The 16,364-nt window shown below is 53.0% G+C and carries 15 protein-coding genes and 1 pseudogene; 10 read left to right on the forward strand and 6 right to left on the reverse strand.

What is annotated here, in order from left to right; genetic code table 11:
* Window positions 1-16 precede the first annotated feature (16 nt).
* The 3 genes from AQS70_RS20865 to AQS70_RS20875 are packed head-to-tail and all read left to right on the forward strand — an operon-like array spanning window position 17 to window position 4,732.
* Window positions 17-2,656: a fimbria/pilus outer membrane usher protein gene (locus AQS70_RS20865; protein ID WP_241492873.1), complete on the forward strand. Its 2,640-nt coding sequence runs from the start codon at window positions 17-19 to the stop codon at window positions 2,654-2,656.
* A 25-nt stretch (window positions 2,657-2,681) separates the two neighbouring features.
* Window positions 2,682-3,980 carry a fimbrial protein gene (locus AQS70_RS20870; protein WP_082428165.1) on the forward strand — a complete coding sequence of 433 codons (1,299 nt, stop codon included), beginning with the start codon at window positions 2,682-2,684 and terminating at the stop codon, window positions 3,978-3,980.
* A complete protein-coding gene (locus AQS70_RS20875; RefSeq protein WP_055104635.1) occupies window positions 3,977-4,732 on the forward strand; it encodes a fimbrial biogenesis chaperone in 756 nt (251 codons plus the stop codon). The genes AQS70_RS20870 and AQS70_RS20875 overlap by 4 nt, the downstream gene beginning before the upstream one ends.
* A gap of 64 nt (window positions 4,733-4,796) precedes the next feature.
* Here AQS70_RS20875 and AQS70_RS20880 read toward each other — a convergent pair whose 3' ends face one another.
* On the reverse strand, window positions 4,797-5,573 hold the full coding sequence (locus AQS70_RS20880) for an APH(3') family aminoglycoside O-phosphotransferase (protein ID WP_055104636.1): 777 nt from the start codon (window positions 5,571-5,573) through the stop codon (window positions 4,797-4,799).
* A 305-nt stretch (window positions 5,574-5,878) separates the two neighbouring features.
* On the opposite strand from AQS70_RS20880, the gene AQS70_RS20885 reads away from it, so the two are divergent.
* The 5 genes from AQS70_RS20885 to AQS70_RS20905 all read left to right on the forward strand — a co-directional run bounded on the left by AQS70_RS20885 (window position 5,879) and on the right by AQS70_RS20905 (window position 10,054).
* The gene (locus AQS70_RS20885; protein ID WP_055104637.1) at window positions 5,879-6,421 is read left to right on the forward strand and encodes a DUF3455 domain-containing protein; all 543 of its coding nucleotides are present in this window, start codon (window positions 5,879-5,881) and stop codon (window positions 6,419-6,421) included.
* Window positions 6,422-6,525: 104 nt separating this feature from the next.
* Window positions 6,526-7,092 (forward strand): sigma-70 family RNA polymerase sigma factor, encoded by a 567-nt coding sequence (locus AQS70_RS20890; RefSeq protein WP_055104638.1) that lies wholly within the window; start codon window positions 6,526-6,528, stop codon window positions 7,090-7,092.
* Window positions 7,089-7,820 carry an anti-sigma factor gene (locus tag AQS70_RS20895; protein WP_055104639.1) on the forward strand — a complete coding sequence of 244 codons (732 nt, stop codon included), beginning with the start codon at window positions 7,089-7,091 and terminating at the stop codon, window positions 7,818-7,820. The genes AQS70_RS20890 and AQS70_RS20895 overlap by 4 nt, the downstream gene beginning before the upstream one ends.
* A gap of 206 nt (window positions 7,821-8,026) precedes the next feature.
* Complete coding sequence (locus tag AQS70_RS20900) at window positions 8,027-8,911, forward strand: LysR family transcriptional regulator (RefSeq protein ID WP_055104640.1); 885 nt, start codon at window positions 8,027-8,029, stop codon at window positions 8,909-8,911.
* Between the two features lie 216 nt (window positions 8,912-9,127).
* Complete coding sequence (locus AQS70_RS20905; RefSeq protein ID WP_156355247.1) at window positions 9,128-10,054, forward strand: AEC family transporter; 927 nt, start codon at window positions 9,128-9,130, stop codon at window positions 10,052-10,054.
* 52 nt (window positions 10,055-10,106) lie between these two features.
* Here the strand turns inward: AQS70_RS20905 and AQS70_RS20910 are convergent, their stop codons facing one another.
* Window positions 10,107-11,105, reverse strand: a complete 999-nt coding sequence (locus AQS70_RS20910; RefSeq protein WP_055104641.1) for a GlxA family transcriptional regulator — start codon at window positions 11,103-11,105, stop codon at window positions 10,107-10,109.
* A gap of 289 nt (window positions 11,106-11,394) precedes the next feature.
* Between AQS70_RS20910 and AQS70_RS20915 the strand changes: the two genes are divergently transcribed.
* The gene (locus AQS70_RS20915) at window positions 11,395-11,937 is read left to right on the forward strand and encodes a cysteine hydrolase family protein (RefSeq protein WP_055104642.1); all 543 of its coding nucleotides are present in this window, start codon (window positions 11,395-11,397) and stop codon (window positions 11,935-11,937) included.
* Window positions 11,938-12,145: 208 nt separating this feature from the next.
* Here the strand turns inward: AQS70_RS20915 and AQS70_RS24130 are convergent.
* Window positions 12,146-12,280 (reverse strand): annotated as a pseudogene (locus AQS70_RS24130) (site-specific integrase); the annotation flags it as partial.
* Window positions 12,281-12,382: 102 nt separating this feature from the next.
* On the opposite strand from AQS70_RS24130, the gene dusA reads away from it, so the two are divergent.
* Complete coding sequence (dusA, locus tag AQS70_RS20925) at window positions 12,383-13,393, forward strand: tRNA dihydrouridine(20/20a) synthase DusA (protein ID WP_055104644.1); 1,011 nt, start codon at window positions 12,383-12,385, stop codon at window positions 13,391-13,393.
* A gap of 67 nt (window positions 13,394-13,460) precedes the next feature.
* Here dusA and rssC read toward each other — a convergent pair whose 3' ends face one another.
* From rssC to AQS70_RS20940, 3 genes are all read right to left on the reverse strand, one after another.
* Window positions 13,461-13,943: an anti-sigma factor antagonist RssC gene (gene rssC, locus AQS70_RS20930; RefSeq protein ID WP_055104645.1), complete on the reverse strand. Its 483-nt coding sequence runs from the start codon at window positions 13,941-13,943 to the stop codon at window positions 13,461-13,463.
* Window positions 13,940-15,124, reverse strand: a complete 1,185-nt coding sequence (rssB, locus tag AQS70_RS20935; protein WP_055104685.1) for a two-component system response regulator RssB — start codon at window positions 15,122-15,124, stop codon at window positions 13,940-13,942. Before rssB ends, rssC begins: the two co-directional genes overlap by 4 nt.
* A 342-nt stretch (window positions 15,125-15,466) precedes the next feature.
* Window positions 15,467-16,156: an MlaA family lipoprotein gene (locus AQS70_RS20940; protein ID WP_055104646.1), complete on the reverse strand. Its 690-nt coding sequence runs from the start codon at window positions 16,154-16,156 to the stop codon at window positions 15,467-15,469.
* Window positions 16,157-16,364 lie beyond the last annotated feature (208 nt).

Here is a 16,364-nt window from a genome sequence, read left to right on the forward strand (position 1 = left end):
GCCAGGATGACTGTTTATGTGTGTGCGTCGCGTAGTGATGTTTAAAAAGGATTTTGATGTTTCGGGTTTACGTGGATTACGCGATTTAGTAGGCGCTTCAACGTTAATGACTCTCAGCGTGCTGTGCCCTGGCGTTGTGTTGGCAGAGCCCGCCCCCTTGGAATCAAACGACCCCTATATTTTCGACGACAGCATGATGTTCGGAAATGGCTCGTTGTCGCGTTTTAACCGGGTCAACGCGATAGAACCTGGGCAATACAAAGTCGACCTGTTTATTAATAAACGTTTTATTGATCGCGTTGATCTGCGCTTCGTGGATATGGGTGACGGCGAGGTGCTGCCCTGCCTACCAGAGGAACTGCTAACGTCTTCCGGCGTGCTCAAAAGCGCTATTCACAACCCTGACGCGAGTCAATGTTTGATCCTTTCCAGAGCGGTAAAGGGCGCATCCACTGCATTTGAATTTTCCATATTGAGGTTGGATTTAAGCATTCCACAAAGTTTGATGGCCAATACCCCACGAGGCTACGTGCCTACCCAGAACCTGGACGCTGGAAGCCCCATGGGTTTCGTCAACTACAGCGCCAACCAATATCATGTCTCGCGCTCCGGCAGAAACAGCAGCAGCACAGATTCAACGTATCTGGCACTGAACAGCGGCTTGAACGTTGGGCTGTGGCGCTTTCGACAACAAGGAAATCTGCGCTATGACAATGACAACGGCCAGCACTGGAACACCACTCGCACTTACGTCCAACGTGCATTACCGGGAATCAAGGGCGATCTGACCGCGGGCCAAGGCTTTACTTCGGGACGTTTTTTTTCGGGGTTAAGTTACACCGGTGTCGAGATCGCCTCCGACGACCGCATGTTGCCCGAGTCACTGCGTGGTTATGCGCCGACCGTGCGCGGTATCGCCACGAGCAATGCTCAAGTGATCGTGCGTCAGAACGGCAATACGATTTATCAGACCACTGTGACGCCCGGTCCATTCGAAATTAATGACCTCTACTCGACCAACTACAACGGCGACTTGGATGTCTCTGTGATCGAAGCCGATGGCAGTGTCAGTACTTTTACTGTGCCCTTCTCAGCGGTACCAGAATCTTTACGCGCGGGGATATCGCGTTACAGCATGGCCTTGGGGCGAACCCGAAATATAGGTGATCACGATCCGTTCGCCGAGATGACCTACCAAATCGGCATGAGCAATAGCATCACCGCCAGCAGTGGCTTGCGCGTCGCAGATCAATATCAAGCGCTGGTGTTTGGCGCTGTATATGCCAGCAGTTTCGGTGCCCTCGGCCTTGACACCACTTACTCACGGGCAACGTTACCTGAGGATGGCCAATTAGAGGGTTGGATGGGGCGTCTGTCTTATAGCCGTACGTTTCAACCCACCAACACCACCTTGTCGATTGCCGGATATCGTTATTCCACTGAGGGCTACCGAGATTTGAACGATGTATTAGGGGTGCGCAAATCTACCCGTAAGCACCAGACTTGGGAGTCTACGAGTTATATGCAGCGCTCGCGCTTCGAAGTGTCGATCAATCAGAGCCTTGACCAGTGGGGCAGTGTGTTTTTGTCAGGCTCCTCCCAGGACTACCGTAATGATCGAGAGCGCGACACGCAATTTCAGCTTGGCTGGTCCAACACCTTGCGCAACAACATCAGCCTAAACTTGACAGCCTCCCGGCAAACCACCGGCAGGTATCTGAACCGCGGCAGTGACTATTACGATGATCCATTCGATAACTCTGCAACGAGTAACGGATTGGGCGTTACGCGCATGGACGGTAGAAGCGAAACCGTGACGCTGTTTTCCGTGTCTTTCCCACTCGGCAGTCCATCTCGCCCCAATGTGCCCTCCTTAAGCAGCTCAGTCACGCATAGTTCGGTCGCCGGTAACGTCTACCAAACCTCGCTTTCAGGCACTCAGGGTGCGGATCAGTCGCTTAGCTACGGCATTGATGCGTCCCGCGATGCTCAGCAAAAGCTCAACGTTTTCAGTGCAAGCCTTCAAAAGTACTTCCCCAAGGCCTCTCTCAGTGCTACCGCCTCTAAAAGTCAAGATTACTGGCAAGCCTCCGGCAGCGCCCGCGGAGCCTTAGCAATACACGAAGGAGGCATCACTTTTGGGCCGTATCTGAGCGATACCTTTGCGCTGGTAGAAGCCAAGGGCGCCAGTGGTGCAACGGTTATGAACGGACTGGGCGCCAAAATTGATAGCAGTGGTTATGCATTAGTCCCCTCACTCACGCCCTACCGTTACAACTCCGTGGTCATCAACCCCGAAGGTATGAATGAGAAGACCGAACTCGACAATGGCCAGCAGCGAGTTGCGCCCTATGCCGGCGCAGCCGTCAAAGTGACGTTCAAAACCGTGGTCGGCAACGCGATTCTGGTCAAGGCGCTGCGCAGCGATGGTGAAGCTGTCCCCATGGGAGCTGACGTGCTGGATGACCGTGACAGCGTCATCGGAATGGTCGGTCAAGGCAGTCAAGCCTACCTGCGGACCGAAAAGCTTAAAGGCACGTTGACCGTACGCTGGGGCGACGCACCGCAGGAGCGCTGCACGATGAACTTCGATCTGGCCAAGCAGGATGTCAGCCAAGCCCTGATCAAGGTCAACAGCACGTGCCGTATTCCATGACTGCTTTCAACCAGAAGAACTTCTTATGACACTGTCTCGATCCCTGTTAACACTCACCGTGCTTGTCACTGTCGGCTCCGCTATTTCTGAGGCTCAAGCGACCTGTAGAAAAATCTACTCCGGCATCCAAACACGCGACAATAATACGGCTCAACTCACCTTCGGCCGGATCAATCTGACTTCAGCGCACTTGCAGCCGGTGGGCACACCCCTTGGCTCCGTTGTCATTTCCCCGGCGTCAGCCACTGGCCTAACCAGTGAGACATTAATGTGGGAGTGTGATCTCACAGATGCCAATGACCTTTACGAACTGTTCGCGACCAATGGTGACGACCGGGTGGGTGGATTTTGGGACATTGGGGCCGCTGATGGCCTGCCTAATTATTTCGCGACTTGGTTTCCTTACGTCGCGGTCAAACTGACCCATGTCAACTCAGGCCAGGTTTATACCCGTTACTGGCAGCAAGCCAGGATTACTGAATATGACACTGTCGGTACGAAGATCCAGATCAAGGCTAAACATCTGAGCATGATTCAAGCAGAACTGGTCCGCGTATCCAGCCTGCCGCCCAGTTCAGGCTCAGTCTCTAACTATTGCAGCGGCACGGCCCCCACTACCGGAGCCGGTATTTATTCTTACACCTGCACTCAGCCCAACGGATACATACAGTTCCAAGGCGGCGGTATTAAGTCCGACTCGGTAGGCGAAGACTCTAGTAGAAACTACAGATTTTGGGGTGCTCGAAACGGCGTCGGTTACGGCATGCGCGCGGCAGCCTCGATCAGTTACACCGCCACGTGCGTGGCCAGAAACGTCACGCCAGTCGTCACTTTTTTGCCCGTCACAGCCGCGGAGCTCAACCAAGGCATAACGCGCAGCAGTGATTTCACTATCGAGCTTGAGTGCGACAACACAGTGAACTCCGGTACGGCAACCAATCAGACCGCTTTAGGTATACAAGTAGCGCAAAGCGCGTATTCACAGGCTCAGTCCATGGGGCTTGTAACCAGTGGCGGCGCAGTCACTCACTTGCTGTCAAATGGTTATGGAAGTGACCCCTCTGTTGCCACGGGGGTGGGGATCAGCCTGCGTAATGCAACTGACGGTTCAGCCATGAACTTTCTAGGTTGGTCTAACACCGGAACAGGGGCCTCCAGTGGCTGGTATCCCGTCTTGGAAGGGGCAAACAATACGGGCAGTAATACACAGGGCTATACCAGTTACTCGCAGACCATAACCGCAACCCTTGGTGCGCTGCCCGGTTTAACGGCCAACCCCGGCAAAGTCAACGCAACCGCTTACGTGTTGGTGAAAGTGCAATGATTAAATTCAAGATCGCCCTATTGGTTAGTTGCGCCTATTTGGCAGTCAGCGTCGTACAGAGTGCTGCTGCCGGGGTGATGCCAGAAAAGACCCGATTGATTTTCCATGAGGGGCAATCTCATCGCTCACTGATGCTTGCTAATACCAACGCCTACCCGGTAGTCGTTCAAACCTGGGTCGATAACGGTGAAGGTAACCAAGCCCCTGAAAATGCTGTCTCGACCATGGTCGCTCTACCTTCGGTATTCCGGCTGCAAGCAGGTGCTATCCAAGGGTTACGTATCGTTCAAGACGCCAGTTCACTTCCAAAAGACCGTGAGTCTGTCAGTTGGTTAAATATTTACGAGATCCCGCCAACCAAAGCCGTGGCCCCGCTCATTGCAACTCAAGTCGCAGTAGCCATGAACACCCAAATGAAAGTGTTTTACCGCCCAGCCAATTTGCCTATACCACCTGAAAAAATGGCCGCGTCCTTAACCTTTAGTCTCAAACAACAGGCCGGTGGCTGGGTGTTGATATGCCACAACCCTAGCCCCTATCACGCATCTTTTTCATCCTTGCGCCTTGTTGCGCAAGGGCATGACTACGCAAAGGCGAAAACACAAGACATGATGACCCCTCCTCTGAGTGAGAAAACATATCCGTTAGAGTCAATTAATCTTGCTGGTCAGGTTGGCTTGGCTGTGAGTTACACACTGATTGATGATGAGGGGCATTACTACGATGGGAACACAACGGTGCAGAGGCTCTAAAACATGGCTGTATGCTGGTTAAAAGGCTCGGCACCCTTTGATGTGCGGGCGCAGAGGCAGAAGACTAAAATAACTCATCCAACTGTTCGAAAAATTCACGCTTGGCGGGGTTATCCCCTATGCCTAGTCCTTCTAAAAACTCGCTGGCCACGTCTGCATTTGTATCTCTCAGTAAGTTTCGATGTACGAGTGCAATGTCTAACCACCGATCAGCAACCCCGCCGCGGCCCAAATCAATAAAGTGCAGGTTATCTTGTGCATCAACAAAAACATTTGCAGCGCAAAGATCACCATGGCTAAACACACGCTGCTCGGTCGGTAATGTGTTGTGCAGGTGAGATAACAGGTCTTGTAGTGAATGCAGATATGGCCATTTCTGAAGGTTGTAGCTCGCCTCACCAAGTGCATGTGCAACTAAGTAACCCAGTTCTTTGAGACGATATTTAGCGCTCGAATCAAATGGGCAATCGAAAATTGGCACAGCGTTCAACTGATGCAATGCCTCACTGAACAGCGTCACGATGGTAGACGGTTCATTGATAAGTGCCTGAAGGGGCTCGCCTTTGACGCAACGCGTAATCATGAACTCGCCTTCTGCGTTGCTTGCTACGGCAACCACTTCGGGGACGCTTAGGCGACCTGAGAGCCAAGACAACACATGCGCCTCTCGCGAAACGCTATAGGTGGTGGGTGCTAGGATTGCAGGGCAAATCTTGAGGAAGAAGCGACCATTACCGCGCTTGAAGCTGTAAACATCGCAGGGTGACTCACCGATCTCGTCACAAGTCAGTGCTGCGTTACCTATAAAGTGTTCGATTATTTTTGGTAACTGAATGGCCATTGACCTTTAACCAAGTAGGCTGCGAAGGCACCACAGTGATCCCGCACTCAAGAATCGTCAATGAGCTTTAGAAGCTCTAAGCGAGAACAATCGCCCAGAGCAGGTCGAGCAGCAGCAACCCGTAAAAATAGCAGCATAGATTCCCGCCGGCTCAGTTGCCCTGTCGCTACCGGACAGTGGCCTACTTAAGCTCGGCCATTCTGCTTAGGAAAATTTTTTTACTCGCTGCATCCAATCCATCACTTCACGGGTAGTACCCGTAGTAGCAACAGCTGCTGACCTGATCGCATCCTGGAGAGATTGAGATGAACGCCAAACGAATCCTGTCCACTGCCAGTACTACCCTTGCAGCCACCTGCTTGTTGATCACAGCCCAAGCGTCTTACGCCCAAGCAACGTTACCCGACAGCATCAAGGTTCCTGACGGCCACAAGATCGCTCTAGAGACTGTGGGTGTGGGCGAAATCACGTACGAGTGCCGCGATAAGGCTAACGCCAACGGCGAAACTGAATGGACATTCGCCGGCCCCAAAGCCGTTCTTAATGATCGCAACGGTAAACAGGTTGGCACTTACTTCGGCCCGCCTGCTACTTGGCAAGCTAATGACGGTTCTAAAATCACTGGAACACAATTGGCCGTTGCCCCATCAGGCCCTGGCAACCTCCCCTATCAGTTGGTTAAAGCCAATCCAGCTGAAGGCAAAGGCGCAATGAACGGTATTAGTTACATCCAGCGTGTGGCGCTTAAGGGCGGCGTAGCACCAACGAGTGAATGCTCGAGCGCCAATAAAGGCAAAAGCGAGGTCGTGAAGTATCAAGCCGACTATATTTTTTGGGCACCTAACTAAGTCAGCAATCCGGGCCGGTATTAGCGCATAAGTCGTCTACGCTGCTTGGAAAGAACTCCAGCTTTATGGCTGGAGTCATTACCACCTGTTGATGGCTGAAAACCTTGTCCTTACCTGAGCCTTTTTTTGATTATGAAGCCTGCCTGATTGCTTGCTCTCGAGGCGAGCAACAGGCACTTCGCGATCTCTACGAGCAAGAGAGTGCACGTCTTTTGGGCGTTGCAAAGCGCATCGCGCGTGATGACGCCTTGGCTGAAGACATCGTGCACGATGCTTTTATTAAAATTTGGACACGTGCCAGCAGTTTTGATCCTGCTAGAGGCTCTGCACGAGGCTGGATTTTCAGCGTAACGCGGCATCTTGCGCTTAATTTCATGCGAGATAGCGCCAGGGAAGTACACGTTAGCGAGCAACAGGAAACAGCGCTGCATGATTTAGCGTCTCTGGAAGCATCACATGAAAGTGTCGACTCCTTCGATTATCGTTCCCGTTCAGGGCGTATTTATATGTGTCTCGAACAATTAGAGCCGGTACGTCGCAATTGCATCCTGCACGCGTATGTAGATGGCTATTCGCATTCAGAAATTTCTCAGAAGCTGGACACACCTTTGGGCACCGTCAAAGCTTGGATCAAACGTAGTTTAGTGGCCTTGCGGGAGTGCATGGGATGACCCTAAGCCCAGAAGATGACAGCCCCGACAAGATTCAAGCGCTGGCCGGTGAGTATGTGCTGGGCACACTGTCGGTAGAGCAACGTATTGAAGTTCAAACACGCCTAGGCCAAGACACCGAGTTAAGAGCTGCTGTGGATGCATGGGAACAACGTTTACTCCCATTGATCGAACTGGCTGAACCGCAAACACCCACGGCGTTACTGTGGAAAAGAATTGAACGCAGCGTGAAGCTTCTTGAAACACGCGCCCCCAAAGCATTGAGTAGCGAGCAGCCAATCGCTTGGTGGAACCTTCTTTCGCTGTGGCGGGGGCTGGCAGGCGCAGGTTTGATCGCCACTTTGCTACTCGGGTCAATGTTACTGACCCATACCGCACAAGTGAGTCCAACCTCCTACTTGGTCGTTCTTGTGGCCCCGCAAAATCAGGCACCCGGCTGGGTGGTGCAAGCGAGCAACTCTAGAGAAATCCAACTGATGCCATTGGGGGTTGCGCAGGTTCCAACCGATAAAGCACTCGAGTTCTGGACCAAAGCTGACGGCTGGCAAAGCCCAGTTTCGCTTGGGCTGGTCAAACCAGGGCAAACGTTATCTGTCCCGTTGGATAAATTACCGCCCTTGGAGCCCAATCAACTCTTTGAGTTGACCTTGGAAAACCCCAACGGCTCGCCAACAGGCAAACCGACAGGGCCGATTCAGTTTATTGGACGGGCCGTTAAAGTGATCTGACCTGTGTCGATTAGGTGACATTTAGATTTGCGTGTGTAGCTAAAACCCACCCGACTCGCCTGTGGCTTGATCACTACACCTCTGCGTCGTAATTCGAGACGATTGAGCTGAGGAGCCGTATGCTTACGGCTTCTATGCCTCTTTACCTCAATCACTCAGGGCGACAGTGTTCGCACGCTGCTGCCCACCTCAAAGCGGGAGATTTAATGTCATTGCGCGCGCTTCGTACCTTAATCGCTATCGCTCAACACGGGTCGTTTGCGCGAGCTGCTGACAGCGTTCATCTCACCCAATCCGCAGTGAGCCTGCACATAAAGTCGCTTGAGGAGGCGTTCAATGCTTCGCTGTTTGATCGCTCACGACGACTGCCCGTACTGACCCATGCAGGCCATTTGGCCGTAGAGCGGGCGCGTGAGATTGTTGCGCTTTACGACAGCATTGCTTCGGATATCGGGCCGGATAACGAGCTGCGCGGTCGGCTAAAAATTGGAGCCATTCATACCGCACTGGCCAATACTTTACCTTTAGCCTTGGCCACTTTGGCGGCCGAGCACCCTCATCTACGCATAAACGTCGCTTCGGGCATGTCTGCCGAGTTGGCGACACGCGTAGAGGCTGGCGAGTTGGATGCCGCTATCACCACAGAACCCGTGAAACCGCATCCCTATGGTTTGGTGAGTACCACCCTCTATGCGGAAGGTTTTTGGATCATTGCGCCGAGTTCCTCCGCAGGGTTGGATTTTCGGCAGCTCCTGCAAGAACTTCCATTTATTCGCTTTGACCGCAGGGCTTGGGCAGGACGCACCATTGACCGAGAACTTCGCCGGATGCGCATACGCGTGCACACCAGCATGGAGTTGGACAGTCAGGAAGCAATCATTCAGATGGTCAGCAGCGGTCTGGGAGTGGCGGTGATCCCCCTGTCCAGTCGCAACGTAGAGCAACTCAAGCATTTAGAAGTCCAGCCGTTCGGATCACCGCAAAAAACCCGTTGTGTTGTGTTGTTGGAGCAAGAAGAAAGACCCCTTGGGCGGCTGGCAGCAGCCCTGGTCGAGGCGGTTAAAAAGCATGCACCACGCAACCACCAATGAGTAAAACTTGTCGATTGGTGAACTTTAAATCGTTTTTACTTTTGCTAATGAGTTCTTATCGTAGTGCCCATCCATTTACAGTTTAAAGGGCACCATGCACACCATTGAAACGCTCCCCTTGGCTACCAATCCTTCGACAAACGACCTTGTACGCCCTGTTTTCGCGAGGGTACAGGCCAGATGTAAACGCTGTGTGCTTGCGTCTGAGGCGCACTCGTGACTGCCGAACTGTTACTTGCCCTGACGCCCATTGCGCTGCTGATTGGCATGGGCGCTTGGCTTAAGCACAGTCGGTTTCTGGAGGATAGCTTCTGGGCACCGGCTGAGCGTCTGGGTTATTACGTTCTTTTACCCGCGCTGTTTTTACATGGCTTGGCCACCGCCGAGTTGGATCACGTCCCCGTCCAAGCGATGATCTTAGTTCTGGTACTTTCGACGGTTATGGTCGCGGTGTTGATGCTCGGTGCTCGTCGACTCATTAAAGGCAACGACGCCTCCTTCACATCTGTTTTCCAAGGCGGGATACGTTTTAACAATTACGTGGGTGTATCCGTGGTGGCTGGCTTGTTCGGTGCTCAAGGGGTCGCGCTGGCTGCCGTAGCCAACGCGGCGATAGTGCCTACCGTGAATATTTTGTGCGTACTGGTATTCGCTCGTTTCGGCACAGGTGGCAGGATGTCGACAAGCAAAGTGGCCAAGCAACTGGCACTTAACCCACTGGTACTCGCTTGTTTCGGCGGGATATTAATTCAGACAACAGGCGCAGGCCTGCCTGTGGCTGTCGAGCCGGTGATCAAGGCCCTAGGGCAAGCATCCTTACCTCTGGGACTACTGTGTGTTGGAGCGGCTCTTGAACTGAGCAGCATGCGCAGTTGGCTTCGCCCGGTCGCATACTCATCAGTGGCCAAGTTCTTGATCATGCCGCTGATAACACTAGGCGCTTGCCATGTGTTTGGTTTAGGCGGGAAAGCAGCCATCGCAGCATTGCTTTTCCAAGCACTGCCGACAGCCTCTTCGTCTTACATCATGGCGCGCCAATTGGGCGGGGATGCATCACTCATGGCGGGAATCATTGCCATCCAGACCCTGCTTGCCGCCGTGGCGCTGCCCGTTGCAGTCATGGTTTTGGTTCCTTGGCTCTGAAGCTGCTGATCAGCAATAACGATGCCTAAGCTAGCTGAAAGCGGGTGGACGGTTAGCCTGTGGTGTCACTGCCCTTCAACGTGCGCCCCGGCTTTCTGTCACGAAAGAACATCCGCCGGTACTCAGAGGGTGAGGTATCGAGATAAATGGCGAAGTGTTGCCTCAACGACAAAGGCGTGCCAAACCCGGCCTCTGTGGCAACACTTTCAATAGGCAGATCAGTTGTCTCTAAGAGTTCTTGCGCCCTGACCACGCGCTCTGCGTTTAACCATTTTGAGACAGTCGTGCCCGTTGCTTCCTTGAACCGTCGGCTGAATGTGCGCCTGCTCATTTTCGCCCTGCTCGCCAAGACATCAAGCGACAGATCGGCAGCTACGTTAATTCGAGCCCAGGCCAGTACTTCAGACAAATGCGTCTCGCTGGAGAGTTGCGGTACAGCATGCTCAACGTACTGAGCTTGGCCGCCTTGCCGATGCGGGGGTGTCACCAGCATTTTGGCCACGCGATTCGCCACATCAGCGCCGAGTCGTTGTCGCACCAAATGAAGACAACAGTCGATTGCCGCCACGGTTCCCGCAGAAGTCATGATAGTGCCATCACTGACGTAGAGCACCTCGGGCTTGAAACGAACGTCAGGGAAGCGCCGCGCAAACTCGTCTCTGGCAGCCCAGTGCGTGGTTGCTTGCTTTCCATCAAGCAGCCCGGCATCGCCGAGCACGAATGCTCCCAGACATAACCCAACGATGAGCTTTCCTTGGGCATGCGCCGCTTGTAACGCGCTAACGAGCGCTGCACAAGCGACACCTAACTGATCGTCCCACGCAGGAATAATAATGACGTCGCATGCATCTATCAGCTCTAGACCATGATTGATAGCCAGGCCGATGCCTTGGTCGCTACTGACCATACCGGGTTTTTCTGCGCAGTAACTCACCACGTACTGAGGTTCGCCAGGGGCTGATTGCGCCGCCCCCAGCACTATTCCGGGTACAGAAAGATGGAACAGGCTGACGCCTTCAAAAGCAAGAACTGCAACATGTATAGAGTCCATCAATTAGCCTCGGATAAGCCGTGTGGTGGCTCGTAGAGCTCTTGTGCACATGTGGTCGATCACTCACGTCTGTGAATTTTCATAGGCGGTGCCGTTTGGCCCAATTCTATCGAAATATGTCATTTAGGCCACTGTTGAGCCTGAGTGTATTGAGCAAGAATGAAGTCCACGGACGCCCAAAGGCGCCTTGAAGCATCTAACCGAGCAGGCTTACCGCAAGTTCGCGACGCAACGGTAAAAATCACATCCCTCGACAACATCACGTTGATCATTTGACTGGAGATTGTTCATGACACTAGGTCTTGTAGTGGTTGATCTACAAAATGAATACCTGCCTTCCGGCAAGTTACCTTTAACCGGTATTGACGCAGCGGTCGCAAATGCGGGCCAGGTGATCAGCCACGCCCGTGACACTGGCATTCCAGTGTTCCACGTACGGCACGAGTCCGATGAAAACGGCCCAATATTCGCCAAGGGTTCGACTGGCGCCGACATTCAAGCCGCTGTAGCGCCTAAAGACGATGAACCTGTCATCGTTAAAAAACACATCAACGCCTTCAGAGAAACTGATCTGAAGCAGCAACTGGATGCTGCGGGTGTTCAGGAGATTGTGGTTATCGGTGCGATGAGCCACATGTGCATCGACGCGGTGGTCCGAGCAGCTGCGGACATGGGATATCCGGTCACGGTGCTGGATGATGCATGCGCCACACTGGATCTCACCTTTCGCGGCGTGACCGTCCCTGCTGCTCAAACGCACGCGGCTTTGATGGCAGCCTTTGAATTCGGCTACGCCACGGTTAGATCGGTAGATGAGTATTTATCGGCCTGATAGCTCACAGCGCGCTCCTGCAAGAGAGTGCGCCATGAGGATTTGGACCTCACCTTTTTGTCAGACTGGCGAGTGCCTCGGCTTTGTTCGTGAAGTCTGCCCCCAAGTGCACGCTCAATTTCCGTAATAAGTCCGGAGTACGCCTCAAACGTTTATTAAGAGCTATTCACTTATCAACGCGCACAAGATGAGCGCCAACTGCCGCGCCCCAAACTTGACCGGTCTGTTTACGGGCTAAAGTCTGACGCTCTTGGTAGACTTGCACTCCGTCGAGCTTGGTGCGGATCTGAGCCGTATAGCTCACCGTCCCATCTGCCAGTTTTCTTGCCCTGATGGCCGCCATATCGAGAATGGTACGCGTCAGTTTTTGAGTGGTACATCGTACCACCGAGCCCTCAAAACGCCTGAAAACGCCCCAAAACACGCCCAGAACACGTTGAATAAAATGCTAGATAAACATAGCTGTAGCCCAGCAGAATCAAACCCTGCGCTGTCCCGCCGCTTCAGCGTTGCCCCCATGATGGATTGGACTGATCGTCACTGCCGATTCTTCCTGCGGCTGTTATCCAAGAACGCGTTGTTGTACACCGAGATGGTGACGACTGGCGCTTTGCTGCACGGTGATGCTGAGCGTTTTTTACGTCATGACGATGCGGAGCATCCACTGGCATTGCAGTTAGGTGGCAGTACGCCTGCTGATTTGGCTGCATGTGCGCGTATGGCTCAGGCGGCAGGTTATGACGAAGTGAATCTTAATGTCGGCTGCCCGAGCGATCGGGTGCAGAACAATATGATTGGCGCTTGTCTAATGGCCCATCCGGCGCTGGTCGCTGAGTGTGTGAAGGCGATGCGTGACGCGGTGTCGATTCCAGTGACGGTTAAGCATCGAATCGGGATTAATGGTCGTGATAGCTACGCGCAGTTATGTGACTTTGTCGGTACGGTGCGTGATGCTGGCTGCGAAAGTTTTACTGTGCATGCGCGTATCGCGATTCTGGAGGGGCTTTCACCTAAAGAAAATCGTGATATCCCGCCTCTGCGTTATGACGTTGCGGCGCTGTTAAAGGCTGATTTTCCTGAACTAGAGTTTATCCTCAACGGCGGTATCAAGACGCTGGAGGAGTGCCATACGCATTTAGAGGTGTTTGATGGCGTGATGCTCGGTCGCGAGGCTTATCACAATTCGTATCTTCTGGCCGAGGTCGATCAACAACTGTTTGGCAGCACGGCTCCGATCATTACCCGTGAGCAAGTACTGGTGCAGTTAAGGCCGTATATCGCTGCGCATATCGCCGCAGGTGGCGCGATGCATCATATTACCCGGCATATTCTCGGCTTGGGTCAGGGGTTCCCTGGCGCGCGACGTTTCCGTCAGTTGCTGTCGGCCGATATTCACAAGGCTAAGGATCAGTTAGTGCTATTGGATCAAGCGGCGCAGTTGCTGGAAGGTCGCTAACTCTCGACCACGCAAACGGGGCTAATCCTGCGAACGGCCGCCCCGCTTGTTTTGCGCTACACGTCGCTCACTGACGCTCGAGGGCATTCACCAAGTCGTGGAAGGCTTCGCGATTGGAGTCATTAAGCCCCATCAGGATTTTGTGCGCTTCGAGTACTTTGACTCGCACCACTTCTTCAGACTCGTCTTGGGACGGCAAATCAGTCAGGCACTCAGGGCAAGGTATGGGTCTGTTAATGATGTTAAAGACCTGATCGAAGCCCATCGACTGCAATAACCGGCTGATGTCTTCATGTGTGGTCACAACGGTTGGCAACAAACCTATTTTCTGACGCGACAAGATCGACAGTTTAGCCAGCAAGCCCAAGGTGGTGCTGTCAATACTCCGGGTTTCGGTCAGGTCAATCACGATGGCCGCAAAGTTACGGGCCGTGAAAATCCTTTCGATTGTCGCATCCAGTGCCGAACACAGTGTCAGACGCACTTCACCCACAAATTTCAGGACAAAGGTGCCATCCTGTTCGGCGAACTGAATTCTACCGGTACTCATGTAAGATTCCTGCTTAACACCAACAGGGCGATATCATCCGGCATCTCCCCTAGCGTAGCTAATCCAAAAACCTGGCGCAGACCATCCAAGCTGCCACCCGCTGCTTTTACCCGCTGAGGCAAAGCAGCTTCTTTCTCTTTGAGTGTCTGCTCGGACAAAAGATCCAAAATCCCATCAGACATCAACGTCAAGCTGAATACCTCTGGCAATTTCAGCACATGATCTTGGTAAGTCGCCTCGTTGAACAACCCCACCGGCAACCCACGCCCTTCCAGATAAGAGACACTGTCAGGGGTATAAAGCACCGGCAATGGCAGGTGCCCGCCGATGCTATACGTCAGCAACCCCGTCTCTTGATCAATCACTCCACCGACCATGGTCACGTGCTTGCCCAGCTTGCAGTTGATCAAGCCACGGTTGATATGCCCAAGCACGTCAGAAGGCTTAAATTCGGGCAATGTGCCATTACGCTTCGATTCAAACAGCAAGCGCGTGGTCATGAACTTAAGCAGCACAGTGACGAACGCTGAAGAAGCGCCATGCCCAGAAACATCAGCGAGGTAAAACGCCACTCGTCGCTCATCAACTTTGAAGTAGTCGACAAAATCGCCCGACAGATACAAAGAGGGAATAATTTGATGCGCAAAATCGAACTCATCAATTGCCCAAGGGCTGACAGGCAGCATGTTCATCTGCACCTGTCGACCAGCGTTTTGATCCTCCTGCAATAAATGCAGGCTGGCTTCAAGCTCGCGGTTGGCGGACTCCAGCTTCTCGCGGTAGCGTTGGTTCTCGTGCAGTAATCGAGCGCGATCTAACGCTCGATGCACGGAGTGCTCCAGCACCGCCAAGTCTTCGAGGGGCTTGATTAGGTAATCGGCAGCACCCAAACGCAACGCTTCGACCACGTCACTCATCACCCCGGCACCTGAGATCACGATAACGGGAGTCTGAGCTGAACGCTGAGCGACCTGCCTAATCAACTCCAGACCGCTCATTTGCGGCATGCGAAGATCGCAGATCACTAAGTCTGGTTGCTCTTGCTCGAACACCTTGAGGCCTTGCACGCCATTACTGGCTTGCAGGACGCTAAAGCCGCTGTCTTCTAAGTAGGCTGCCAAACTGGCACGCACTACTTCGTCGTCATCAATGATCAGCAGCGTGGCACTGGTTTTTTGCATGTGGGCAAACGGCGCCAGAATTAGGTTTGCGTAAAAGCTCGAATAGATCGGGCTCAACGACTGAAAAGGCTTTGGAACATCCCTCACTCAAAATGATTGTTTTGATCATTCCTACAAAGGAGCTCATGTAAGGCGCAGACGGTACTCCCATCTGCGGGGCGTTTCAAGCTTAGGCCGACAGTGGTAATCAGTGTTCAGCAGGGTAAATTCCCTCGGGTTATAAGAACAACGCCAACAGCAACTAAAACCTTGGTCTGAACCCCCACCGAGAGGCGTTATTTTCGTACTCAATGATGCAAAAAACGGCCACTAAGGCCGTTTTCAGTACTCAGCATGCAAGACTTAAAAGTCGTCTTCAATCTCGCCGTCTTTGATCTTGAATTCACGGTTTTGCAGGTAGGCGTTACGAATAAATACGTACTTGTCGCCAGTGATCAGTTTTTCTGCCGATAAGAGGCTGGCACGTGCATCGATCACGTCCATGCCGAGCGCCATATTGCGTGCCGGAACATCGTTGAGGTAACGGTATGGCTTGGTGAAGGAGTCTGGATAAATACCGGCGGTGTCACGTACGGTGCTAGGCCCCAAGAGCGGCAATACTAGATAAGGGCCGCTTGGCACCCCCCAACGACCCAATGTCTGGCCAAAGTCTTCTTCGTTGCGTTGTAGGCCCATTTTGGTGCCCACATCAAAGAAACCGCCGATACCAAAAATGGTATTCATCAGCACACGCGAGGTATCGACACCCGCTGCATGAGGTTTCCCTTGCAAGATATCGTTGGCCAAGTTACGCACATCGCCAATGTTGCGGTACATGTTGTGAATGCCGTCTTGCAGAAACTGCGGGGTAATGAATTGATAACCCTGCGCAATCGGCTTTAAAGCATAGGTATCAAGCGTGTCGTTGAAAGTGAAAACGGCGCGGTTGAAGCCCTCCCACGGGTCATCTTCAGTGGCAGCGTGGGCAGCAAACGGAGCCATCGTTACCGAGGCACACAGGCACATTGGGGCAAGACGCTTAGTCCAGCGCATAGCAAAACTCCTTGAGGATACTTATCACGTGGGCGCTACGCCCTGGGTCAGGCGATGAGTATAACGGCAATTGCATTTTTGGCAGCCCCCTCAAACAGACTTGCAGAGAGGCTGGCCGATTTAATCCAGATCATGCACTCTGAACGCGAGTGGATTAATCTAGACGCCCGCTTATAGACCTTTCTCTCACCCCAAAGGTCTACAACAG

Origin of the sequence: Pseudomonas endophytica (assembly GCF_001411475.1) — a bacterium.
Lineage (GTDB): Bacteria > Pseudomonadota > Gammaproteobacteria > Pseudomonadales > Pseudomonadaceae > Aquipseudomonas > Aquipseudomonas endophytica.